Source organism: Pseudomonas sp. HMWF021 (assembly GCF_003061005.1).
Taxonomy (GTDB): Bacteria; Pseudomonadota; Gammaproteobacteria; order Pseudomonadales; family Pseudomonadaceae; genus Aquipseudomonas.
Window position 1 is genome coordinate 98,053 of sequence record NZ_QAIK01000107.1, and the last position, 22,698, is coordinate 120,750.

Genomic DNA, 22,698 nt, shown 5'->3' on the forward strand with positions numbered 1-22,698 from the left:
GTGGGGCGAAGGGCAGGTGGCGCGGCTGACCTTTTCCGACGAGCGCATCGAGCAGCATGAGGTGACGCTGCCGGGGCAATCGGCGCGTTATCTGCGCCTGCTGTGGGATGCGCCGACGTCGGCGCCGATCCTCACTTCAGCGCAACTGAGAAGCAGCGATCCGCGCAACGTGCCGCTGCCGTTGGTCTGGTCGCAAGCGCTGGCGGGCAGCAGCACCAAGTCCGGCGAGTACACCTGGCAGTTGCCGATGGGGCTGAATGTCGAGCGGGTGCAGGTCGAGTTGAAGCAACCGAACAGTCTGGCTCCGGTCACGCTTGCGGGCCGCCGAGAAAGCAGCCTGCCGTGGCAGACCCTGAGCAACGGTTTGCTGTATCGCCTGACCCAGAACGGTCAGGACGTGGTCCAGAACGAATTGCAGTTGTACGGGCAGACTGTGCAGCAGCTGAAACTGAGCGTGGATGAGCGTGGCGGCGGTCTGGGTGAGCAGGCACCGAGCCTGAAGTACGCGGTGCGGGCGACGCAGGTGATTTTCCTCGCGCGTGGTGAAGGGCCGTACAGCCTGGCGCTGGGCAATCCGACGGTGAAAACGGCGAACCTGCCGCTGAGCACGCTGATTCCGGATTTCAAACCGGAGAAACTCGCGACGCTGGGCAAGGCAACGGTGCAGGGCGACGTGGTTGCCACGCCAAGCGCGCCGGCCACTACGGCGGCGGTGGCCGAGACCAACTGGAAGAAAATCGGCCTGTGGGCGGTGTTGCTGGTGAGTGTGGTTTTTCTCGGGGCGATGGCGGCGAGCCTGTTGCGCAAACCGCCCACCAACTCCTGAGAATGGCTGGCGCTGCGCGCCATTCGCTGGCAAGCCAGCTCCCACAGGTTATTTGGTGTACACAAAACAGGTGGACGACCGAAGTCCTTGTGGGAGCTGGCTTGCCAGCGATGACGGCCGATCAATCAACAAAAATCCTTAAACTGCCGCCATCAACTCAACCACCACCCGTCCCGAACCGGACTACGCTCAATCCGGTGCATGAACTCTCTCGACCCGATCACGTCTGATAGAAGCAATTGCGCCCCAACGCACGTTACCGGGCGTCATCGCTCGCTACGTTTTCAGACTCCCTGTAAACTGCGCGGGTTTTTAGCCCCCCATTCCACCGGAGCCGTCCATGTCCCGCGTTACCCTGAGTCGCTATTTGATTGAGCAGACCCGCAGCAATAACACTCCTGCCGATCTGCGCTTCCTGATCGAAGTGGTGGCGCGTGCCTGCAAAGAGATCAGCCACGCCGTGTCCAAAGGCGCCCTGGGTGGTGTTCTGGGCAGCATGGGCACTGAAAACGTCCAAGGCGAAGTGCAGAAGAAACTCGACGTGCTGTCGAACGAGATCCTGCTCGAAGCCAACGAATGGGGCGGTCACCTGGCCGGCATGGCGTCCGAAGAAATGGACAATGCCTACCAGATCCCGGGCAAATACCCGAAAGGCGCGTACCTGCTGGTGTTCGACCCACTGGACGGCTCGTCGAACATCGACATCAACGCCCCGGTCGGCACGATCTTCTCGGTACTGCGTTGCCCGAACGAATACCTGAGCCAGAACGAAGCGCTGAACGAAAAAGCCTTCCTGCAGCCAGGCACCCAGCAAGTTGCTGCCGGTTACGCGATCTACGGCCCGCAGACCATGCTGGTACTGACCCTGGGCGACGGCGTCAAAGGCTTCACCCTGGACCGCGAAATGGGCAGTTTCGTGCTGACCCACGAAGACATCACCATTCCTGAAACCACCCAGGAATTCGCGATCAACATGTCCAACCAGCGTCACTGGGAAGCCCCGGTGCAACGTTATGTCAGCGAATTGCTGGCCGGCGAAGAAGGGCCGCTGAAGAAGAACTACAACATGCGCTGGGTTGCCGCGATGGTGGCCGACGTACACCGCATCCTGACCCGTGGCGGTCTGTTCATGTACCCACGCGACAGCCGCGAGCCTTCCAAACCGGGCAAACTGCGTCTGATGTACGAAGCCAACCCGATGTCGTTCCTGGTGGAACAGGCGGGCGGCGCGTCCACCGACGGTCACCAGCGCATCCTCGACATTCAGCCTGAAGGCCTGCACCAGCGCGTAGCGGTGTTCCTCGGTTCGAAAGAAGAAGTCGCCCGCGCTACGGCCTACCACAAGGAATAAACCATGACCGCGCCTTGGCAGCCGTTGCTCGATTGGTGGTTCGGACACGCCGAATCACCGGACGAGATATCGGCTGACAAGGGCAAGTTGTGGTTCGGCAAGAAAGACAGCCAGGACCTCGAAGCGCGTGAGCGTTTCGGGGTCTTTGTCGATCAGGCCCTGGCCGGGGAACTGACCGAGTGGACGCAACGTCCCGAAGGTTGGCTGGCCGTGGTACTGCTGCTCGATCAACTGCCGCGCATGATCTTTCGCGACACTCCCAAAGCCTTTTCCGGTGATCTGCGCGCGCAGAAGCTCGTCGCGCAGGGCATTGCTGCGGATTTCGATCGGCAGTTGAAGCCGATCCAGCGGGTATTCATTTATCTGGTGTTCGAACACTGCGAAAACCTCGCGGTGCAGAACGAAGCCGTTTCGCGCTTTATCGATCTGGTGGCTGAACAGCCAGAGGCCGAGCGGGCAGTGTTTGCCGACAACCTGGACTATGCCGAGCGGCATCGGAAAGTGATTGCGCGGTTTGGACGGTTTCCGCATCGCAATGCGGTGTTGGGGCGGGAGTCTACGGCTGAGGAGCTGGCGTTTCTCAGTCAGCCTGGGTCACGCTTTTAGCTTAGCCGAGTTATCGGTTGAATTGAGTCCATTTCATCCAGTTCAAGAAACACGCTTTGAGCGTCTCTGAATTTTCTTTGATCAATTTCCTCATTACCTATTGCGAGGATTGCCAACAAAGTTGTTTTGTCTGGATGATCGCAATCGAGTTCCGTGTTCATCAGTCAAGTATCCTGGCCAATTACAAATTACCGAGAAGGCATTCTGCATTGTGGAAGCCGTCTTCGCGAACAAGCCCGCTCCCACAATGATTTTGTGAACATCACCGATCCAATGTGGGAGCTGGCTTGCCAGCGATGGGGCCAGTCGCAGCGCCTCAGATCCTGAAACTGCCCACCAGCTGCTTCAAGCGCGCCGCCTGCTGCTCCAGATCCGAGCAAGCCCGCAAGGTAGCCTGCAGGTTCTCCACACCTTCCTGGTTCAGTGTGTTGATCTCGTTGATATCGACGTTGATCGACTCGACCACTGCGGTCTGCTCCTCGGTCGCGGTTGCCACCGACTGGTTCATCCCGTCGATCTCGCCGATGCGCTGGGTTACGCTGCCCAGGCGTTCGCCGGCCTGGTTGGCGATGCCGACGCTGCTTTCGCTCTCGCGCTGGCTCTCGGTCATGATGCTTACGGCCTGACGTGCGCCGACCTGCAATTCTTCGATCATCTTCTGCACTTGCTGCGCCGAGTCCTGGGTGCGGTGGGCGAGGTTGCGCACCTCATCAGCCACTACGGCAAAACCACGCCCGGCTTCACCGGCGCGGGCCGCTTCGATGGCGGCGTTGAGTGCCAGCAGGTTGGTCTGCTGCGAGATGCTGGTGATCACTTCCAGAATCTGGCCGATGTTCACCGTGTTGCTATTGAGGGTTTCGATGTTGCCGCAGGAGTCGCTGATTTTTGCCGACAGCTGCTGCATGGCGTGGATGGTTTTATCCACAACCTGCTGACCGTCAACCGCCAGGCTGCGCGCATCGCTGGAGTGCTGCGAGGCGAGGGCGGCGTTCTGGGCGATTTCCTGGGCGGCGGCGCCGAGCTGGTTGATCGCCGCGGCCACGCTGTTGGTGCGGGTCGCTTGCTGGTCGGAGTTGTACATCGACGAGTTCGACGCCGCGACCACGCGCAGGGCGACTTCGTTGACCTGGCCGGTGGCCGAGGACACTTCACGGATCGAGGTGTGAATGCGCTCGACAAAGCGGTTGAACGACAGGCCCAGCGCGCCAAATTCGTCGTGGCCGTGGATCACCAGACGTTTGGTCAGGTCGCCTTCACCTTCAGCGATGTCGTGCATGGCGCGGCCCATGGTCAGCAGCGGTTGCATCAGCACCCGGATCAACATGCCGAGCAAAGCGATGATGATCACCACGGCAATCACCATGGCGATCAGCGCCGAAGTACGGAACTCGCTGAGCATCGAGAACGCGGTGTCCTTGTCCAGCACCAGCGCCACGTACCAGTCAGCCGATGGCACGCCGTTGACGTGAGTGAACGAGACCAGTTGGGTTCTGCCCTCGAATTCGACTTCCTTCAGGCCCGGGCTGACTTTTGGCGCGCCGTTCGGATACGCCTCGGCAAGGGTTTTCAGGACGAGTTTGCTGTCCGGGTGAATCAGGATCTTGCCATCGGCACTGACGATGAACGCATGGCCGTGGCCACCGAAATTCAGCGAGTTGATGATCGCGCTGACACTGGTCAGGTCGATATCGGCACCGGCCACACCGATCATCTGGCCCTGACGCTGTACCGGGGTGGCGACGGTGATCACCAGTTTGCCCGACGACGCGGCGATGTAGGGCTCGGTGACGATGGTCTGCTGGGCGCTATTGGCTGCCTTGTACCAGCCACGGGCGCGCGGGTCGTAGTCCGGCGCGCGGTTGCCGGCGGGCACCGAGAACATCACGCCGTCAGCGCCGCCGAAGTAGCTGAGCTGGAAATTGCCGGTGTAGGCGGGCAGGTCGATGATGCGCTTGAGGCTGGCCGGTGCGTTGCCGTCGGCGGCGACCTGTTGCGACAGCGATTGCAGCAACTGGATACGGCTTTCCAGCCAGGTCTGGATGTTGCTGGTGGTCAGGCTGCCCAGTTCCTGCATCGACGCTTCGGTGCTGCTGCTCAGGGCTTCGCGCTGTCGATAGTCGTTGAACAAAATGAAACAGGCGAACGCAACGGCCACCACGAGGGCGGCAGCCAGCAAGATCTTGTGGCTGAATTTCATGTTTCTGGTCATCGAATGAACTACCGCGAAGGGGCTGGTCGAGAAAGGGCGGCAATTTGCCACACTCGGGGGCTTTGCGCTGCTCTTATTTCGACCGCCGCGCGCCAAAGATTAGGCGTCTTCCGGGAAATGCGACGAAATGCTCAATTGCCCTGCAAAGTGTCTGATTTAACGGCAAAAGCCAGACGGGCGGGCAAATAAATAGCCCTCCTTGCACGGAACCAGATGAGGGTTTTCTCTTCTAAGCTTCTGGTTGGCACCGTGCCTTCCCCCCTCGTTCCAGGAGTTACACATGTCGCTGCGATCTATCGCCCTGCTGTCGTTTTGCGTGCTGTTGGCCGCGTGCAGCAAGGTCAATCAGGAAAACTATTCCAAGCTATCAGCCGGCATGGCCAAGGCTGAAGTCGAGACGCTGCTCGGCAAGCCCACCGACTGCTCGGGCGCGCTCGGCATGTCCAGTTGCACCTGGGGCGACAAGAACAGCTTTATCAGCGTGCAATACGCCGGTGACAAAGTGCTGATGTTTTCTGGCCAAGGCCTGAAGTAAACCGGGGCTTTGCGCCCACGGGAGAAAAATAATGAAGCGGTTATTGTTCGTCCTTTTTGCCGGCCTGGTACTGGCCGGCTGCGCCACGCACGGTGAAGATCCGCTGGCGCCCAAGACGGCTCACAGCGTCAACCTCAAGCGTTATCAGGGCACCTGGTATGAACTGGCGCGCCTGCCGATGTATTTCCAGCGCAATTGCGCGCAATCCGAAGCCCATTACACCCTTCAGCCTGACGGCAATGTCGCGGTGCTCAATCGCTGCCTGACGCCTGACTGGCAGTGGGAAGAAGCCAAAGGCACGGCTTATCCACAAGTGCCGGGCAAGACCGACAAGCTGTGGGTCGAATTTGATACCTGGTTCTCCCGGCTGATTCCGGGTGTGGCGAAGGGCGAATACTGGGTGTTGTACGTCAGTGACGACTACAAGACCGCGATTGTCGGCGATCCCAGTCGCAAGTACATGTGGTTGCTGTCTCGCACGCCGACCGTCAACGGTGTAGTGCGTGAAGAACTGCTGAGCAAGGCACGGCAGCAGGGTTACGACACTACGCGCCTGATCTGGCGCACGTCGGATCGGCAGATGGCCAAAACTTCGAATTAAAGACCACCACAAAATCAATGTAGGAGTGAGCCTGCTCGCGATGGCGGTGTGTCAGTCACATATTTATGTCTGACACACAGTCATCGCGAGCAGGCTCACTCCTACATTTTGTTATGTGTCAGCTCAGCAATTCGCGCAGAACCTGGGTGAAGGCGCGTGCGCTTTCTTCTTCGCCCGCATGCCGGCCATCGCGCACCACCCACTGGCCATTGACCAACACGTCGCGCACCTGACGATCGCCGCCGGCGAACAACCAGCGATTCAAGATCCCGTCTCCAGTAGCGGTGGCCAGATACGGATCATTGCCATCGAGCACGATCCAGTCCGCACGCTTGCCGACCTCCAGCGCACCAATCGGTTGCCCCAAAGCCTGCGCGCCGCCGTCCAGCGCTGCGTCATACAGCGTGCGCCCGACCATCGGCTGATCCGCGCCATACAAACGGTTACGCCGCTGATCACGCAGACGCTGGCCGTATTCCAGCCAACGCAATTCCTCGACCACGCTGAGCGACACATGGCTGTCGGAACCGATGCCCATGCGCCCGCCCTGCGCGAGGAAATCCACTGCCGGGAAAATCCCGTCGCCCAGATTCGCTTCGGTGGTCAGGCACAGACCGGCGATGGCGCGACTTTTGGCCATCAGCGTGACTTCTTCCGGGTTGGCGTGGGTCGCGTGAACCAGGCACCAGCGCTGATCGACCTCGGTGTTTTCGTAGAGCCATTGCAGCGGACGGCGACCGCTCCAGCTCAGGCAGTCATCGACTTCCTTCTGCTGTTCGGCGATGTGGATATGCACCGGGCATTGCTTGTCGCTGGCCGCCAGCACTTCGCTGATCTGCTGCGGGGTGACCGCGCGCAACGAGTGGAAGCACAGGCCCAGCGATTGCGCCTTTTGCTGTGCCAGCAGCGGTTGCAGGCGCGATTGCAGGCTCAGGTAGTTTTCGGTGCTGTTGATGAAGCGACGCTGACCGTCGTTCGGCGTCTGGCCGCCGAAGCCCGAGTGGCTGTAGAGCACCGGCAGCAGGGTCAGACCGATGCCGCTTTCGCTGGCTGCCTGACTGATGCGCAGCGCCAGCTCGGCCGGATCGGCATAAGGCTGGCCGCTGCTGTCGTGGTGCACATAGTGAAATTCCGCAACCGAGGTGTAACCGGCCTTGAGCATTTCGATGTACAGCTGACGGGCGATAACGCCGAGTTGTTCGGGGCTGATTTTTCCGACGAGGCGATACATCAGGTCGCGCCAGGTCCAGAAACTGTCATTCGGATTGCCGGCCACTTCGGCCAGCCCGGCCATCGCACGCTGGAAGGCGTGGGAGTGCAGATTGGGCATGCCCGGCAGCAGCGGACCGCTCAGCCGTTCGGCGCCGTCTGCGGTGGAATCGGCCAGGATTTGGGTCAGCACGCCATCGGCGCTCACCTCAAGACGTACATTGTTGGCCCATCCGTTAGGCAGCAGCGCGCGTTCGGCAAAGAAGGCGGACATGGTTCAGCACCCCATCGTGTGTTATTTGTATATACATATACAGACGTTTGCCTGCCCGGTAAACTCCGGCAAGCTAGCAACCTTCATCCAATGAACAGGGATCAACCGTGCCGACTCCGCCTCCAGTCTCCCCGTTGGCCGCGAACATGGGCGACAGTCCGGCGCCCTTGTACGCCCGCGTCAAACAGATGATCACCCAGCAGATCGACAGCGGTAACTGGCCACCGCACTACCGCGTGCCGTCGGAAAGCGAACTGGTCAGCCAGCTCGGTTTCAGCCGCATGACCATCAACCGCGCGCTGCGCGAGATGACCGCTGACGGCTTGCTGGTGCGCATGCAAGGGGTCGGTACTTTTGTCGCCGAACCGAAGAGCCAGTCCGCGCTGTTCGAAGTGCACAACATCGCCGACGAAATCGCCTCCCGTGGCCATCGCCACACCTGCCAGGTGATCACCCTCGAAGAAGAGGCTGCCGGCTCCGAGCGTGCGCTGGCGCTGGACATGCGCGAAGGGCAGAAGGTCTTCCATTCGCTGATCGTGCATTACGAAAACGACATTCCGGTGCAGATCGAAGACCGTTTCGTCAACGCGCTGGTCGCCCCGGAATACCTCAAGCAGGACTTCACCCTGCAGACGCCTTACGCCTATCTCAATCAGGTCGCGCCACTGACCGAAGGCGAGCATGTCGTCGAGGCGATCCTCGCCGAATCGTCCGAGTGCAAGTTGCTGCAGATCGAAAAAGGCGAGCCTTGCCTGCTGATCCGTCGCCGCACCTGGTCGGGGCGTCAGCCGGTGACGGCGGCGCGCCTGATCCACCCAGGTTCCCGTCATCGTCTGGAAGGACGCTTTCATAAATGAGTCAGGTAAAGGTTTTACGCGCTGAAGGCTACCCGCGCATGCCGTGGAAAAACGGCGGCGGCAGCACCGAGGAAATCACCCGTGACGCCGGTGCAGGTCTGGATGGTTTTGGCTGGCGCCTGTCGATTGCCGACATTGCCGAATCCGGTGGTTTCTCGACCTTTGCCGGTTACCAGCGAGTGATCACGGTATTGCAGGGTGACGGCATGACCCTGTGCGTCGATGGTGATGACACCCGGCCGCTGTTACCGCTGGACCCGTTTGCCTTCAGCGGCGAAAGCCAGGTGTCCTGCACCTTGCTCGGCGGGGCGATCCGCGACTTCAACCTGATCTATGCGCCGCAGCGTTACAGCGCGCGGTTGCAGTGGCTGGATGGCGAGCAGCGGTTTTTCAGCTCGGCGGGGACGGTGCTGGTGTTCAGTGTCAGTGAGCTGCTTGAGGCGAAAGTCGCTGACAGCGTCGCGCAACTGGGACGCCATGATTGCCTGCAACTGGACGGTAACACCGGGCTGGTTGAAGTCGCGGTCAATGCCGCGTGCTGCGTTATTGAACTGACTGGGCGCTGATTAAACTTTAAAAGATCGCAGCCTTCGGCAGCTCCTACACTGGGATTGATGTACACCCTGTAGGAGCTGCCGAAGGCTGCGATCTTTTGCTTTTGGGGGTGTTCCCAACCCACGCACCAACTTGTTACCGAACGCCCCAGCGTGGCGCAAAACCACGGGTTCGTAACGATCCGTCGAAACCTCAATTCCTCCCCGCAAAAAATTTCATCCACGCCACAACCCTTGTTTCAAGCGCTCCGCAGCCCTGTCCGCCATTTTTCCTGAACGCGCCTCCAACAAGTTGGCCGCTTGATTGCATATGCTTGTATGTACAAGTAAAGACGTATGCGTATAAGTCCGCAGCGTCCACTGATTCGCTTGTCGCGCATTGAGGCGCACAGGCTGCTTGCCCACTGCCAGGGTTGGTTTGAATTGATCGCTGAGGAGTCTTTTTCGTGACTGACACAAAACCTACTAAATACCGTGACGTCGAGATCCGCGCTGCACGCGGCAACAAGCTGACCGCCAAGAGCTGGCTGACCGAAGCGCCGCTGCGCATGCTGATGAACAACCTCGATCCGGAAGTGGCCGAGAACCCGAAAGAGCTGGTGGTCTACGGTGGTATCGGTCGCGCCGCGCGCAACTGGGAGTGCTACGACAAGATCGTCGAGAGCCTGACCAATCTCAATGATGATGAAACCTTGCTGGTGCAATCCGGCAAACCGGTCGGCGTGTTCAAGACTCACAGCAACGCCCCGCGCGTACTGATCGCCAACTCCAACCTGGTACCGCACTGGGCGAGCTGGGAACACTTCAACGAACTCGACGCCAAAGGCCTGGCGATGTACGGCCAGATGACCGCCGGCAGCTGGATCTACATCGGCAGCCAGGGCATCGTTCAGGGCACCTACGAAACCTTCGTCGAAGCCGGTCGTCAGCACTACAACGACAACCTCAAAGGCAAGTGGGTGCTGACCGCAGGTCTCGGCGGTATGGGTGGCGCACAACCTCTGGCTGCAACCCTGGCCGGCGCCTGCTCGCTGAACATCGAATGCCAGCAGGTGAGCATCGATTTCCGCCTGAAAAGCCGCTACGTCGACGAGCAAGCCAAAGACCTCGACGACGCTCTGGCGCGCATCGCCAAATACACCGCTGAAGGCAAGGCGATCTCCATCGCCCTGCTGGGTAACGCGGCAGAAATTCTGCCGGAGCTGGTCAAGCGCGGCGTGCGCCCGGACATGGTTACCGACCAGACCAGCGCCCACGACCCACTCAACGGCTACCTGCCGGCGGGCTGGACCTGGGACGAGTACCGCGCCCGCGCCAAGACCGAGCCGGCCGCTGTGATCAAAGCCGCCAAGCAATCGATGGCGGTACACGTCAAGGCAATGCTGGCGTTCCAGAAGCAGGGCATCCCGACCTTCGACTACGGCAACAACATCCGTCAGATGGCGCAAGAAGAAGGCGTGGAAAACGCGTTCGACTTCCCGGGTTTCGTCCCGGCCTACATCCGCCCACTCTTCTGCCGTGGCATCGGCCCGTTCCGCTGGGCGGCGCTGTCGGGTGACCCGCAGGACATCTACAAGACCGACGCCAAAGTCAAAGAGCTGATCCCCGACGACGCGCACCTGCACAACTGGCTGGACATGGCCCGCGAGCGCATCAGCTTCCAGGGTCTGCCGGCACGTATCTGCTGGGTCGGCCTGGGCCTGCGCGCCAAGCTCGGTCTGGCGTTCAACGAAATGGTGCGCAGCGGCGAGCTGTCGGCACCGATCGTGATCGGTCGCGACCACCTCGACTCCGGCTCGGTCGCCAGCCCGAACCGTGAAACCGAATCGATGCAGGACGGTTCCGACGCCGTGTCCGACTGGCCACTGCTCAACGCGCTGCTGAACACCGCGAGCGGCGCGACCTGGGTCTCGCTGCACCACGGTGGTGGCGTGGGCATGGGCTTCTCGCAGCACTCGGGCATGGTGATCGTCTGCGACGGTACTGACGAAGCGGCCGAGCGTATTGCGCGCGTGCTGCACAACGACCCGGCGACCGGTGTCATGCGTCACGCCGATGCTGGTTACCAGATCGCCATCGACTGCGCGAAGGAGCAGGGTCTGAACCTGCCGATGATTACGGGCAAATAAACCGATAGCCCTGTAGGAGCTGCCGAAGGCTGCGATCTTTTGATGTTGATTTTTTAAGATCAAGAGATCGCAGCCTCGTTTCACTCGACAGCTCCTACAGGTGTAGGAACCAACCCAGAATAACAATCCACAGAGGTTGAATCATGGCTGTAACCCCCGATCGTGCAAGTAACAAACCGTTGATCGAAAGGCGTTCGATCGACTACATCCCGGAAGCGGAAAGACACGGTCGTCTGTTTAGCCAGTTCACCTTGTGGATGGGTGCGAATCTGCAAATCACTGCGATTGTCACCGGGGCGTTGGCCGTGGTGCTGGGCGGGGATGTGTTCTGGTCGTTGATCGGTCTGTTGATCGGTCAACTGCTGGGCGGCGGCGTGATGGCGCTGCACGCGGCGCAAGGACCGAAGCTGGGTCTGCCGCAGATGATTTCCAGCCGTGTGCAATTTGGCGTGTATGGCGCGGCGATCCCGATCGTGCTGGTGTGCCTGATGTACCTGGGCTTTACCGCCACCGGTACGGTGCTGTCCGGTCAGGCGCTGGGCCAGTTGTTTGGCGTCAGCGACACCGTCGGCATCCTGTTGTTTGCCAGTGTCATCGTGGTGGTCACGGTGCTTGGTTATCGGGTGATCCACTGGATCGGCCGGGTCGCCAGTGTCATCGGCGTGATTGCCTTCGTTTACCTGTTCAGCCGTCTGCTGAGTCAGGTCGATGTTGGCGCGCTGTTGCAGATCCGTCACTTCAGTTGGAGCAGCTTCCTGCTGGCGGTGTCGCTCGCGGCGTCCTGGCAGATCGCGTTCGGCCCTTATGTGGCTGACTATTCGCGTTACCTGCCGAGCAAGGTTTCCTCGGTGAAAACCTTCTTTGCCGCTGGCGCCGGTTCGGTCATCGGCGCGCAGGTGGCGATGGTCCTCGGCGTGTTCGCGGCAGCTTCGGCCAACGGCCAGTTTGCCGGTCACGAAGTGGCCTACATCGTCGGACTGGGCGGCACCGGTGCCACGGCGGCGCTGCTGTACTTCAGCATCGCTTTCGGCAAGGTGACCATCTCGACGCTGAACTCCTACGGCAGCTTCATGTGCATCGCCACCATCATCAGTGGTTTCAAAGGGCACCTGACCGTTACGCGTATGCAGCGTCTGGTGTTCGTGCTGGTGATCGTCGGCGCGGCAACCCTGATCGCCTTGCTCGGTCAGCACTCGTTCCTCGGTGCGTTCAAGTCGTTCATCCTGTTCCTGCTGGCGTTCTTCACGCCATGGAGCGCGATCAACCTGGTCGACTACTACTGCATCACCCGCGAGCGCTATGACGTGCCGGCGCTGGCCGATCCGAACGGTCGCTATGGCCGCTGGAATCTGCTCGGGATCAGCGTCTATGTGTTCGGCGTGCTGGTGCAACTGCCGTTCATCTCCACCAAGTTCTACACCGGCCCGCTGGTGGCCGCCCTCGGTGACGTGGATATCTCCTGGATCATCGGTCTGGTGCTGCCTGCTGCCCTCTATTACGTGTGCGCAAAAAAATGGCACGGCTCAGTGCCTGATCAACTGATTCTGCCGGTCGAGCAGAACAGCGTTGTACCACCTGAAAAAAGTGGGGCCGGGCGCGCTGCGGCGCAGGCCTGATTGGACGTGGACAGGGCTGGATGCCTCTTGACTGCCGTAAGCCAATTCATGATTAGGAGCGTCGCAACAATGAAATCGAACAAGACCCTGCTCACCACACTGTTGTCCATGGGCCTGCTGGCCAGTGCCGGTGCCACTCAGGCAGCCGGTTGGTGCGAGTCCGGTAAACCGGTGAAATTCGCCGGTCTGAACTGGGAAAGCGGCATGCTGCTGACCGACGTGCTGCAAGTGGTGCTGGAGAAAGGTTACGACTGCAAGACCGACAGCCTGCCGGGCAATTCCATCACCATGGAGAACGCCCTGAGCAGCAACGACATTCAAGTGTTCGCCGAAGAATGGGTCGGCCGCAGCGAGGTCTGGAACAAGGCCGAGAAGGCCGGCAAGGTGGTCGGTGTCGGCGCCCCGATCGTCGGCGCAATCGAAGGCTGGTACGTGCCGCGCTACGTGATCGAAGGCGACGCCAAACGCAAGATCGAAGCAAAAGCCCCGGACCTGAAAAACATCGCCGATCTGGGCAAATACGCAGCCATTTTCAAGGACGCCGAAGAGCCCTCCAAGGGCCGTTTCTACAACTGCCCGGCGGGCTGGACCTGCGAGCTGGACAACAGCGAAATGCTCAAGAGCTATGGTCTGGAAAACAGCTACACCAACTTCCGTCCGGGCACCGGCCCGGCGCTGGATGCGGCAGTGCTGTCGAGTTACAAGCGTGGCGAGCCGATCCTGTTCTACTACTGGACGCCAACCCCGCTCATGGGCCAGATCGACGCGGTCAAGCTTGAAGAAAAACCGGGCGTCGACAAGAGCGTGACCATCAAGGTCGGCCTGTCGAAAACCTTTCACGAGCAAGCACCGGAGCTGGTGGCCGTGCTGGAAAGGGTCAACCTGCCGATCGACCTGCTGAACCAGAACCTGGGCCGCATGGCGAAGGAACGTATCGAGTCGCCAAAACTGGCGAAAATCTTCCTCAAGGAACATCCTGAGGTCTGGCACGCGTGGGTCAGTGACGACGCAGCCAAGAAAATCGACGCGGCGCTGTAGGTCGATACCTCCCGGTCAACCGTGAGGCTGGCCGGGAGATATGCCGTAATCGCTTGATTGAGATTTCTGATTGAGAGCCGCTTATGTTTCCCGAAAGCTTTACCTTTTCCATCGCCGACTGGGTCAACGGTTGGGTCGATTCGCTGGTCACCAACTACGGTGATGTGTTCCGTCACATCTCCGACACCCTGCTGTGGGCCATCGTCAATCTCGAAGGCCTGCTGCGTGCGGCGCCGTGGTGGCTGATGCTGGCGATCGTCGGCGTGGTCGCCTGGCACGCCACGCGCAAAGTCGTCACCACCGCCGTCATCGTCGGTCTGCTGTTCCTGGTGGGCGCTGTCGGCCTGTGGGACAAACTCATGCAGACCCTGGCGCTGATGATGGTCGCGACGATCATTTCGGTGCTGATCGGCATTCCGCTGGGGATCCTCTCGGCGCGCAGCAACCGCCTGCGTTCGGTGCTGATGCCGCTGCTCGACATCATGCAAACGATGCCAAGTTTCGTGTACCTGATCCCGGTGCTGATGCTGTTTGGCCTCGGCAAGGTCCCGGCGATTTTCGCCACCGTGATCTACGCCGCGCCGCCGCTGATCCGCCTGACCGATCTGGGCATTCGCCAGGTTGACGGCGAAGTGATGGAAGCCATCAACGCCTTTGGTGCCAACCGCTGGCAGCAACTGTTCGGCGTGCAACTGCCGCTGGCCCTGCCAAGCATCATGGCCGGGATCAACCAGACCACCATGATGGCCCTGTCGATGGTGGTGATCGCCTCGATGATCGGTGCCCGTGGCCTGGGTGAAGACGTGCTGGTGGGGATTCAGACCCTCAACGTCGGACGCGGCCTCGAAGCCGGTCTGGCGATCGTGATTCTCGCAGTGGTCATCGACCGCATTACTCAGGCGTACGGTCGGCCACGGCATGAGGTGAGCAAATGAGCAACGCAACCGTGAGCAAGATCGAAGTCAAAAACGTCTTCAAGATTTTCGGCAACCGCGCCAAGGATGCACTGGCGATGGTCGGCCAGGGCAAGACCAAGGATCAGGTGCTGAACGAAACCGGTTGCGTGGTCGGGGTCAACGACCTGTCGCTGAGCATCGGCACCGGCGAGATCTTCGTGATCATGGGCCTGTCCGGCTCCGGCAAATCGACCCTGGTGCGCCACTTCAATCGCCTGATCGACCCCACCAGTGGCGCGATCCTGGTCGACGGCGTGGACATCCTGCAATACGACATGGAAGCGCTGCGCGAATTTCGCCGGCACAAGATCAGCATGGTGTTCCAGAGCTTCGGTCTGCTGCCGCACAAGACCGTGATCGAGAACGTCGCCTACGGCCTGAAAGTGCGCGGCGAAAGCAAACAGCTGTGCGCCGAACGTGCGCTGCACTGGATCAACACCGTGGGCCTCAAAGGCTACGAAAACAAATACCCGCACCAGCTCTCCGGCGGCATGCGTCAGCGTGTGGGCCTGGCCCGCGCCTTGGCGGCGGACACCGACATCATCCTGATGGACGAAGCGTTCAGTGCGCTCGACCCGTTGATCCGCGCCGAGATGCAGGACCAGTTGCTGGAGCTGCAAAAGACCCTGCACAAGACCATCGTCTTCATCACTCACGACCTCGACGAGGCCGTGCGCATCGGCAACCGCATCGCGATCCTCAAGGACGGGCGCCTGATTCAGGTCGGCACGCCAAGAGAGATCCTGCATTCGCCGGCGGATGAATATGTTGACCGGTTCGTGCAGCGGCGGGCGGCGGTGGTTTGATTTGAGTTTTGCTGTGCATTGACTGGCCTCATCGCTGGCAAGCCAGCTCCCACAGAGTTCTTATTGTTCACACGATCCCTGTGGGAGCTGGCTTGCCAGCGATGAGGCCGGTAAAGCTGCATCAATGTTTGGATGAGGTTAAAGATGTCCCAGGCTGAAAAAATCATCATCACCGGCAACCCCCTGCGTTGGCAGGACGTGGTCGCCGTTGCCCGTCACGACGCGCAACTGGAGCTGTCGAGCGTGACCTGGGCGCGCATCGAAAACGCTCAGGGCATCGTTCAGCGCATCGTCGCAAGCGGCGAGCGCGCTTATGGCGTCAACACCGGTCTGGGTGGTCTGTCCAACGTCTCGCTGAAAGACGAACAACTCAGCCAGCTGTCGCGCAACACCTTGCTCAGCCACGCCTGCGGGGTCGGCCCGGTGCTGCCCGATGAGCAGACCCGCGCGATCATCTGCGCGGCGATTCACAACTACAGCCACGGCAAATCCGGCATTCACCGGCGCGTGGTCGAGGGGCTGCTGGCGCTGCTCAATCGTGGCATCACCCCACAGGTTCCATCGCAAGGTTCGGTCGGTTACCTGACGCACATGGCGCACATCGGCATCGCGCTGCTGGGCGTGGGCAATGTCAGCTATCGCGGGCAGATCATCTCGGCGCAACAGGCGTTTGCCGAAGAAGGCCTGCAACCGGTGCAACTCGGCGCGAAAGACGGTTTGTGCCTGGTCAACGGCACGCCGTGCATGACCGGCCTCAGCTGCCTGGCGATTGCCGATGCGACGCGGCTGGTGCAATGGGCCGATGTGATCGGCGCCATGAGCTTCGAAGCCCAACGCGGCCAGATCGCCGCGTTCGATGCCGAGATCATCGCGCTCAAGCCGCACCCGGGCATGCAGCAGGTCGGGAGCAATCTGCGCGCCTTGCTCGATGGCAGTGAAGTGATCGCGGCGAGCAAAGGCATTCGCACTCAGGATGCGTTGAGCATCCGCTCGATTCCGCAGGTGCACGGCGCGGCGCGCGATCAACTGGAACACGCGATCAAACAAGTGGAAGCCGAACTCAACGGCTGCACCGACAACCCGTTGCTGCTAGGCACACCGGACAACTTCCGGGTTATGTCGCAGGCCAACCCGCACGGCGAGTCGGTGGCGATGGCGGCGGATCTGCTGGCGATTGCCATGGCCGAAATCGGCTCGATTGCCGAGCGCCGCCTCGATCGTCTGGTCAACCCGCACGTCAGCGGTCTGCCGGCGTTTCTGGTGGCCAACCCGGGGGTGAACTCCGGGATGATGATCGTGCAATACGTCGCTGCTTCGCTGTGTGCCGAGAACCGCCAACTGGCACAACCGGCAGTGCTCGACAACTACGTCACCTCGGGCCTGCAGGAAGACCACCTGAGCATGGGCACCAGCGCCGCGTTGAAGCTGCACCGCGCTCTGGAGAACTGCACGCAGATTCTCGCCATCGAGTACCTGCTGGCGGCACAGGCCTTTGAATTTCTCCAGGAGCAACGCTTTGGCGCGGGCACTGACCGCGCGTGGCGCCTGCTGCGGGAAACCGTCCCGGCCTATGATCAGGATCGCTGGCTGGCACCGGATATCGCTGCCGCCGCCAGCGTGCTGAAAAACCCGAATGCGCTGCACAACGTATTACCGAATCTGCACTGACAATTACCCATACCAGCGTGCCAAGGCGCGGATCGTCCACAAGACGAGAAACGACGGATAACGGAATGCTCCGGAGCGACTGGTAGTTAATAACAATGTTCAAAAGGAGCATTTTAATGACTGCGCTGAACCTGATTCCCGGCCAACTGAGCCTGGCCCAACTGCGTGACGTTTATCAGCAACCGGTCAAGCTGACCCTCGACCACAGCGCTGCGGCGCAGATCGAAGCCAGTGTCGCTTGCGTCGAGCAGATCCTCGCCGAGAATCGCACCGCCTACGGCATCAACACCGGTTTCGGCCTGCTGGCTTCGACCCGCATCGCCAGCGAAGACCTGGAAAACCTGCAGCGTTCGCTGGTGCTGTCCCACGCCGCCGGCGTCGGCCAGCCGATCAGCGATGAGCTGGTGCGCCTGATCATGGTGCTCAAGGTCAACAGCCTCAGCCGTGGTTTTTCCGGGATCCGCCGCGTGGTGATCGATGCGCTGATCGCGCTGATCAACGCCGAGGTGTATCCGCACATTCCGCTCAAAGGTTCGGTCGGTGCATCCGGTGACCTCGCGCCGCTGGCGCATATGTCGCTGGTGCTGCTGGGTGAAGGCAAGGCGCGCTACAAGGGCGAATGGATGGAAGCTACCGAGGCGCTGAAAGTCGCCGGTCTGACCCCGCTGACGCTGGCGGCGAAAGAAGGTCTGGCGCTGCTCAACGGTACTCAGGTGTCCACTGCATTTGCCCTGCGCGGTCTGTTTGAAGGTGAAGACCTGTTTGCCGGTGCACTGACCGTTGGCGGGCTGACGGTGGAAGCGGTACTCGGTTCGCGCTCGCCGTTCGACGCGCGCATCCACGCGGCCCGTGGTCAAAAAGGCCAGATCGACGCGGCCATGGCTTACCGTGATCTGCTCGGTGAGCGCAGCGAAGTCTCCGATTCGCATCAGAACTGCGAAAAGGTTCAGGACCCGTACTCGCTGCGTTGCCAGCCACAAGTCATGGGCGCCTGCCTGACCCAGTTCCGTCAGGCCGCCGACGTGCTGGTGGTCGAAGCCAACGCCGTGTCCGATAACCCGTTGGTGTTCGCCGCTGAAGGTGACGTGATTTCCGGCGGCAACTTCCACGCCGAACCGGTGGCCATGGCCGCCGACAACATGGCCCTGGCCATCGCTGAAATCGGCTCGCTGAGCGAGCGCCGTATCTCGCTGATGATGGACAAGCACATGTCGCAACTGCCGCCGTTCCTGGTGGCCAATGGCGGGGTCAACTCCGGTTTCATGATTGCTCAGGTGACGGCGGCGGCCCTGGCCAGCGAAAACAAGGCACTGTCGCATCCGCATTCGGTAGACAGTCTGCCGACCTCGGCCAATCAGGAAGACCACGTGTCGATGGCCCCGGCCGCTGGCAAGCGCCTGTGGGAGATGGCTGAAAACACCCGCGGCATTCTCGCGGTGGAATGGCTGGCGGCGGTGCAGGGGCTGGACCTGCGCAACGGTCTGAAGACCTCGACGAAGCTGGAGCAGGCGCGGGCGATTCTGCGCAAGGAAGTGCCGTTCTATGAGAAGGACCGCTTTTTTGCGCCAGACATCAATGCGGCGACTGAGCTGTTGGCTTCACGGTGTTTGACTGAGCTGGTTCCAGCCAAGCTGCTGCCGAGCCTGTAAGGGCCTCATCACTGGCAAGCCAGCTCCCACAAATACCTGTGGGAGCTGGCTTGCCAGCGATACGATTTTGAACAAGACGAGGACTTGGGATGAAAACCCTCTGGCAACACTGCCACGTCGCAACCATGGCGCAGGGCGTCTACTCGATCATCGAGGATGCGGCCATCGTGACGTCCGGTGCGCACATCGAGTGGATCGGTCCGCGCAATCTGCTGCCGTCCGGCGAATACCCGGCGGTCAACGACCTGCAAGGCGCGTGGGTCACCCCCGGCCTGATCGACTGCCACACCCACACGGTGTTCGGCGGCAACCGCAGCGGCGAATTCGAAAAACGTCTGCAAGGTGTCAGCTACGCCGAGATCGCGGCGCAGGGCGGCGGCATCGCCAGCACCGTGCGCGCCACCCGTGAAGCGAGCGAAGACGAGTTGTTCGTCAGCGCCGCCAAGCGCTTGAAGAGTCTGATGCGCGACGGCGTGACCACGGTCGAGATGAAGTCTGGCTACGGTCTCGATCTGGCCAACGAGCGCAAGATCCTGCGGGTCATTCGTCGCTTGGAAAAAGAGCTGCCGATCAGCGTGCGCAGCACCTGTCTGGCCGCCCACGCGCTGCCGCCGGAGTACAAGGATCGCGCCGACGACTACATCGACCTGATCTGCACCGAAATGCTTCCCGCGCTGGCTGCCGAGGGGCTGGTCGATGCTGTGGACGCGTTCTGCGAATACCTGGCGTTCTCGCCGGAACAGGTCGAGCGGGTGTTCATCACCGCGCAAAAACTCGGCCTGCCGGTGAAGCTGCACGCTGAGCAGTTGTCGTCGCTGCATGGCTCCAGCCTGGCCGCGCGTTATAAGGCGTTGTCCGCCGATCATCTGGAATTCATGGATGAAGACGACGCCATCGCCATGGCCAAATCCGACACGGTCGCCGTGTTGTTGCCGGGAGCGTTCTATTTCCTGCGCGAAACCCAGCTGCCGCCGATGGACGCCCTGCGCAAGCACAAGGTGAAAATCGCCATCGCCAGCGACCTCAACCCCGGTACTTCGCCGGCGCTGTCGTTGCGCCTGATGCTGAACATGGCTTGCACCTGTTTCCGCATGACCCCGGAAGAAGCCCTGGCCGGTGCGACCATCCACGCTGCGCAAGCGCTGGGCATGGCCGACACCCATGGCTCGCTGGAAGTCGGCAAGGTCGCGGATTTCGTCGCCTGGCACATCGATCGTCCGGCGGACCTGGCCTATTGGCTCGGGGGTGATCTGGACAAACGCGTCGTGCGTCACGGCGTCGAATCAAGTCTGTAGGAGAGCGGTTGTGGATAAGGTTCTGAGTTTCAAACAAGGTCGCGTGCCCCTGCTGATCAGCATGCCGCATGCCGGTGTGCGCCTGACGCCTGCGGTCGAGGCCGGGCTGATACCGGACGCGAAAAGCCTGCCGGACACCGACTGGCATATTCCACAGCTCTACGATTTTGCTGAAGAGCTGGGCGCCAGCACCCTGGCGGCCGAGTATTCGCGGTTCGTCATCGACCTCAACCGTCCGTCCGATGACAAGCCGTTGTATGCCGGCGCGACCACTGGGCTGTACCCGGCGACGCTGTTCGATGGCATTCCTCTGTTCCGCGAAGGGCACGAGCCTTCGAAAGAAGAGCGCGCGACCTATCTGGAACAGATCTGGACGCCGTACCACCGCACCCTGCAGCAAGAGCTGGCACGGCTGAAGGCTGAATTCGGCTATGCGCTGCTGTTCGACGCGCACTCGATCCGCTCGATCATCCCGCACCTGTTCGACGGCAAACTGCCGGATTTCAATCTCGGCACCTTCAACGGCGCCAGTTGCGATCCACAGTTGGCGACGCAGCTCGAAGCGATCTGCGCCCGTCACGGCAATTACAGCCATGTGCTCAACGGTCGCTTCAAGGGCGGCCACATTACCCGCCACTACGGCAACCCGGCCGAGAACATCCACGCCGTGCAACTGGAACTGGGCCAGTGCACGTACATGGAAGAGTTCGAACCGTTCCGCTACCGCGCCGATCTGGCCGAGCCGACGCGGGTGGTGCTCAAGGAGTTGCTGCAGGGCTATCTGGGCTGGGCAAAGTCTCACTACAGCGCCTGACCTGCTTCCTGTAGGAGCTGCCGAAGGCTGCGATCTTTTGATCCTGAATTTTCACGGCAAGAGCAAAAGATCGCAGCCTGCGGCAGCTCCTGCAGGGGGGCAGGTTTGATTCGTGTTCTGAAGCATGCTCATTGACGTAAATCGGGTTTATGATGCCCCACGGCAGAATAATAGAAGTCCCCCCAGGGATGACCTCGACCCCTTACGGAGCGCGCAATGCAGACATTGTTTCCGCAGATCAAACCCCACGCCCGGCACGATCTGGCTGTCGATGACACCCACACGCTGTACGTCGACGAAAGCGGTTCGCCGGAAGGTTTGCCGGTGGTGTTCATCCACGGTGGTCCCGGCGCCGGTTGCGACGCGCAGAGCCGTCGCTATTTCGATCCGAACCTGTATCGCATTGTCACCTTCGACCAGCGCGGCTGCGGTCGCTCCACCCCGCACGCCAGCCTGGAAAACAACACTACCTGGGATCTGGTCGCTGACCTTGAGCGTATCCGTAAACACCTGGGCATCGACAAATGGGTGCTGTTCGGCGGTTCGTGGGGTTCGACCCTGGCGCTGGCTTACGCGCAAACCCACCCGGAGCGCGTACACGGTCTGATCCTGCGCGGCATCTTCCTCTGCCGCCCGCAGGAAATCGAGTGGTTCTATCAGGCCGGTGCCAGCCGTCTGTTCCCCGATTACTGGCAGGACTACATCGCGCCGATCCCGCTGGACGAGCGCGGCGATCTGCTCAGCGCTTTCCACAAGCGCCTCGTCGGCAACGATCAGATCGCCCAGATGCACGCGGCCAAGGCCTGGTCGACCTGGGAAGGGCGCACTGCGACCCTGCGCCCGAATCCGCTGGTGGTCGACCGTTTCTCCGAGCCGCAGCGCGCCCTGTCGATTGCGCGGATCGAATGCCACTACTTCACCAACAACGCGTTCCTTGAGCCGAATCAGCTGATTTGCGACATGGGCAAGATCGCCCACCTGCCGGGGGTGATCATTCACGGTCGCTACGACGTGATCTGCCCGCTGGACAATGCCTGGGAACTGCATCAGGCCTGGCCGAACAGCGAACTGCAGGTGATCCGCGACGCCGGTCACGCCGCCTCCGAGCCGGGCATCACCGATGCGCTGGTACGTGCCGCGAGCAAAATGGCTCGCCGCCTGCTCGACCTGCCGCCCGAAGAAGCATGAAGGGCCTGTTACAGCGCGTGCGCGGTGCGCGAGTCGAAGTCGCGGGCGAGATTGTCGGCGCGGTGGATCAGGGTTTGCTGGTGCTGGTGGCGGTCGAACCTGACGATACCCGTACCAGCGCCGACAAACTTCTGCATAAGCTGCTTAACTATCGGGTATTCAGTGACGCCGAGGGCAAGATGAATCTGTCCCTGGCGGATGTGGGCGGCGGGTTGCTGCTGGTCTCTCAGTTCACCCTGGCTGCCGACACCAAGAGCGGGTTGCGTCCGAGTTTCTCGACCGCGGCCCCTCCGGCATTGGGCGAGGAATTGTTCGACTATCTATTGGGCAAAGCGAAACAGATGCATGGCACAGTGGCATCAGGTAGATTCGGCGCGGATATGCAGGTGCACCTGGTCAACGACGGCCCGGTGACCTTCCTGTTACAGACATGAAAGCGCTTGAAACATCTTTTCAAGGGCTTTTCGACTGAAAACAGGCGTTTTTCGCGATAAATACTTTGTTACCCCTGATGCGT

At 60.9% G+C, this 22,698-nt stretch carries 21 protein-coding genes and 1 pseudogene; 18 read left to right on the forward strand and 4 right to left on the reverse strand.

What is annotated here, in order from left to right:
- From DBR18_RS29225 to DBR18_RS14655, 3 genes are all read left to right on the forward strand, one after another.
- Positions 1-826, forward strand: an 826-nt coding sequence (locus DBR18_RS29225; RefSeq protein WP_256588707.1) for a DUF3999 domain-containing protein, incomplete at its 5' end; no start/stop codon positions are given.
- A gap of 340 nt (positions 827-1,166) precedes the next feature.
- Complete coding sequence (locus tag DBR18_RS14650) at positions 1,167-2,177, forward strand: class 1 fructose-bisphosphatase (RefSeq protein WP_003220797.1); 1,011 nt, start codon at positions 1,167-1,169, stop codon at positions 2,175-2,177.
- 3 nt (positions 2,178-2,180) lie between these two features.
- Positions 2,181-2,783, forward strand: coding sequence for a DUF924 family protein (locus DBR18_RS14655; RefSeq protein WP_108590840.1), 603 nt, complete (start codon positions 2,181-2,183; stop codon positions 2,781-2,783).
- Here the strand turns inward: DBR18_RS14655 and DBR18_RS28260 are convergent.
- From DBR18_RS28260 to DBR18_RS30295, 3 genes and pseudogenes are all read right to left on the reverse strand, one after another.
- A complete protein-coding gene (locus DBR18_RS28260; RefSeq protein WP_158275053.1) occupies positions 2,780-2,944 on the reverse strand; it encodes a hypothetical protein in 165 nt (54 codons plus the stop codon). The two genes, DBR18_RS14655 and DBR18_RS28260, sit on opposite strands and share 4 nt — an antisense overlap.
- Before the next feature lie 155 nt (positions 2,945-3,099).
- A complete protein-coding gene (locus tag DBR18_RS30290; RefSeq protein ID WP_371917810.1) occupies positions 3,100-3,864 on the reverse strand; it encodes a methyl-accepting chemotaxis protein in 765 nt (254 codons plus the stop codon).
- A gap of 93 nt (positions 3,865-3,957) precedes the next feature.
- Positions 3,958-4,992, reverse strand: a pseudogene (locus DBR18_RS30295) (sensor histidine kinase); the annotation flags it as partial.
- A gap of 280 nt (positions 4,993-5,272) precedes the next feature.
- Between DBR18_RS30295 and DBR18_RS14665 the strand changes: the two are divergent.
- On the forward strand, positions 5,273-5,527 hold the full coding sequence (locus DBR18_RS14665; RefSeq protein WP_007952486.1) for a hypothetical protein: 255 nt from the start codon (positions 5,273-5,275) through the stop codon (positions 5,525-5,527).
- A 31-nt stretch (positions 5,528-5,558) separates the two neighbouring features.
- Positions 5,559-6,128: a lipocalin family protein gene (locus DBR18_RS14670; RefSeq protein ID WP_108590842.1), complete on the forward strand. Its 570-nt coding sequence runs from the start codon at positions 5,559-5,561 to the stop codon at positions 6,126-6,128.
- Positions 6,129-6,246: 118 nt separating this feature from the next.
- Here the strand turns inward: DBR18_RS14670 and DBR18_RS14675 are convergent, their stop codons facing one another.
- Entirely contained in the window at positions 6,247-7,611 is a 1,365-nt protein-coding gene (locus DBR18_RS14675) for a formimidoylglutamate deiminase (protein WP_108590843.1), read from the reverse strand.
- Positions 7,612-7,757: 146 nt separating this feature from the next.
- On the opposite strand from DBR18_RS14675, the gene hutC reads away from it, so the two are divergent.
- The 13 genes from hutC to dtd all read left to right on the forward strand — a co-directional run bounded on the left by hutC (position 7,758) and on the right by dtd (position 22,615).
- Positions 7,758-8,468 (forward strand): histidine utilization repressor, encoded by a 711-nt coding sequence (gene hutC, locus DBR18_RS14680; protein ID WP_007961751.1) that lies wholly within the window; start codon positions 7,758-7,760, stop codon positions 8,466-8,468.
- Positions 8,465-9,034, forward strand: a complete 570-nt coding sequence (locus DBR18_RS14685; RefSeq protein WP_108590844.1) for a HutD family protein — start codon at positions 8,465-8,467, stop codon at positions 9,032-9,034. Before hutC ends, DBR18_RS14685 begins: the two co-directional genes overlap by 4 nt.
- Positions 9,035-9,468: 434 nt before the next feature.
- Entirely contained in the window at positions 9,469-11,151 is a 1,683-nt protein-coding gene (gene hutU, locus DBR18_RS14690; RefSeq protein ID WP_108590845.1) for a urocanate hydratase, read from the forward strand.
- A 143-nt stretch (positions 11,152-11,294) separates the two neighbouring features.
- Positions 11,295-12,767, forward strand: coding sequence for a cytosine permease (locus DBR18_RS14695; RefSeq protein ID WP_108590846.1), 1,473 nt, complete (start codon positions 11,295-11,297; stop codon positions 12,765-12,767).
- Between the two features lie 69 nt (positions 12,768-12,836).
- Positions 12,837-13,805: an ABC transporter substrate-binding protein gene (locus tag DBR18_RS14700; RefSeq protein ID WP_108590847.1), complete on the forward strand. Its 969-nt coding sequence runs from the start codon at positions 12,837-12,839 to the stop codon at positions 13,803-13,805.
- Positions 13,806-13,888: 83 nt separating this feature from the next.
- Positions 13,889-14,740, forward strand: a complete 852-nt coding sequence (locus tag DBR18_RS14705) for a proline/glycine betaine ABC transporter permease (RefSeq protein WP_007949591.1) — start codon at positions 13,889-13,891, stop codon at positions 14,738-14,740.
- The gene (locus tag DBR18_RS14710) at positions 14,737-15,567 is read left to right on the forward strand and encodes a glycine betaine/L-proline ABC transporter ATP-binding protein (RefSeq protein WP_108590848.1); all 831 of its coding nucleotides are present in this window, start codon (positions 14,737-14,739) and stop codon (positions 15,565-15,567) included. Before DBR18_RS14705 ends, DBR18_RS14710 begins: the two co-directional genes overlap by 4 nt.
- A 144-nt stretch (positions 15,568-15,711) precedes the next feature.
- Complete coding sequence (gene hutH, locus DBR18_RS14715) at positions 15,712-17,235, forward strand: histidine ammonia-lyase (RefSeq protein WP_108590849.1); 1,524 nt, start codon at positions 15,712-15,714, stop codon at positions 17,233-17,235.
- Positions 17,236-17,351: 116 nt separating this feature from the next.
- Positions 17,352-18,884 (forward strand): histidine ammonia-lyase, encoded by a 1,533-nt coding sequence (hutH, locus tag DBR18_RS14720; protein WP_108590850.1) that lies wholly within the window; start codon positions 17,352-17,354, stop codon positions 18,882-18,884.
- A gap of 89 nt (positions 18,885-18,973) precedes the next feature.
- The gene (gene hutI, locus DBR18_RS14725; RefSeq protein ID WP_108590851.1) at positions 18,974-20,179 is read left to right on the forward strand and encodes an imidazolonepropionase; all 1,206 of its coding nucleotides are present in this window, start codon (positions 18,974-18,976) and stop codon (positions 20,177-20,179) included.
- Between the two features lie 10 nt (positions 20,180-20,189).
- Complete coding sequence (gene hutG / locus DBR18_RS14730; protein ID WP_108590852.1) at positions 20,190-20,993, forward strand: N-formylglutamate deformylase; 804 nt, start codon at positions 20,190-20,192, stop codon at positions 20,991-20,993.
- A gap of 216 nt (positions 20,994-21,209) precedes the next feature.
- The gene (gene pip, locus DBR18_RS14740) at positions 21,210-22,181 is read left to right on the forward strand and encodes a prolyl aminopeptidase (protein ID WP_108590853.1); all 972 of its coding nucleotides are present in this window, start codon (positions 21,210-21,212) and stop codon (positions 22,179-22,181) included.
- On the forward strand, positions 22,178-22,615 hold the full coding sequence (gene dtd / locus DBR18_RS14745; RefSeq protein WP_108590854.1) for a D-aminoacyl-tRNA deacylase: 438 nt from the start codon (positions 22,178-22,180) through the stop codon (positions 22,613-22,615). Before pip ends, dtd begins: the two co-directional genes overlap by 4 nt.
- Positions 22,616-22,698 lie beyond the last annotated feature (83 nt).

What these genes read in the sequence shown, in the direction of transcription:
- DBR18_RS14650 (WP_003220797.1), top strand. Translation starts at nt 1,167, where the DNA reads ATGTCCCGCGTTACCCTGAGTCGCTATTTGATTGAGCAGACCCGCAGC.
- DBR18_RS14655 (WP_108590840.1), top strand. Translation starts at nt 2,181, where the DNA reads ATGACCGCGCCTTGGCAGCCGTTGCTCGATTGGTGGTTCGGACACGCC.
- DBR18_RS28260 (WP_158275053.1), bottom strand. Translation starts at nt 2,944, where the DNA reads ATGAACACGGAACTCGATTGCGATCATCCAGACAAAACAACTTTGTTG.
- DBR18_RS30290 (WP_371917810.1), bottom strand. Translation starts at nt 3,864, where the DNA reads ATGTACAACTCCGACCAGCAAGCGACCCGCACCAACAGCGTGGCCGCG.
- DBR18_RS14665 (WP_007952486.1), top strand. Translation starts at nt 5,273, where the DNA reads ATGTCGCTGCGATCTATCGCCCTGCTGTCGTTTTGCGTGCTGTTGGCC.
- DBR18_RS14670 (WP_108590842.1), top strand. Translation starts at nt 5,559, where the DNA reads ATGAAGCGGTTATTGTTCGTCCTTTTTGCCGGCCTGGTACTGGCCGGC.
- DBR18_RS14675 (WP_108590843.1), bottom strand. Translation starts at nt 7,611, where the DNA reads ATGTCCGCCTTCTTTGCCGAACGCGCGCTGCTGCCTAACGGATGGGCC.
- hutC (WP_007961751.1), top strand. Translation starts at nt 7,758, where the DNA reads ATGGGCGACAGTCCGGCGCCCTTGTACGCCCGCGTCAAACAGATGATC.
- DBR18_RS14685 (WP_108590844.1), top strand. Translation starts at nt 8,465, where the DNA reads ATGAGTCAGGTAAAGGTTTTACGCGCTGAAGGCTACCCGCGCATGCCG.
- DBR18_RS14695 (WP_108590846.1), top strand. Translation starts at nt 11,295, where the DNA reads ATGGCTGTAACCCCCGATCGTGCAAGTAACAAACCGTTGATCGAAAGG.
- DBR18_RS14700 (WP_108590847.1), top strand. Translation starts at nt 12,837, where the DNA reads ATGAAATCGAACAAGACCCTGCTCACCACACTGTTGTCCATGGGCCTG.
- DBR18_RS14705 (WP_007949591.1), top strand. Translation starts at nt 13,889, where the DNA reads ATGTTTCCCGAAAGCTTTACCTTTTCCATCGCCGACTGGGTCAACGGT.
- DBR18_RS14710 (WP_108590848.1), top strand. Translation starts at nt 14,737, where the DNA reads ATGAGCAACGCAACCGTGAGCAAGATCGAAGTCAAAAACGTCTTCAAG.
- hutH (WP_108590849.1), top strand. Translation starts at nt 15,712, where the DNA reads ATGTCCCAGGCTGAAAAAATCATCATCACCGGCAACCCCCTGCGTTGG.
- hutH (WP_108590850.1), top strand. Translation starts at nt 17,352, where the DNA reads ATGACTGCGCTGAACCTGATTCCCGGCCAACTGAGCCTGGCCCAACTG.
- hutI (WP_108590851.1), top strand. Translation starts at nt 18,974, where the DNA reads ATGAAAACCCTCTGGCAACACTGCCACGTCGCAACCATGGCGCAGGGC.
- pip (WP_108590853.1), top strand. Translation starts at nt 21,210, where the DNA reads ATGCAGACATTGTTTCCGCAGATCAAACCCCACGCCCGGCACGATCTG.
- dtd (WP_108590854.1), top strand. Translation starts at nt 22,178, where the DNA reads ATGAAGGGCCTGTTACAGCGCGTGCGCGGTGCGCGAGTCGAAGTCGCG.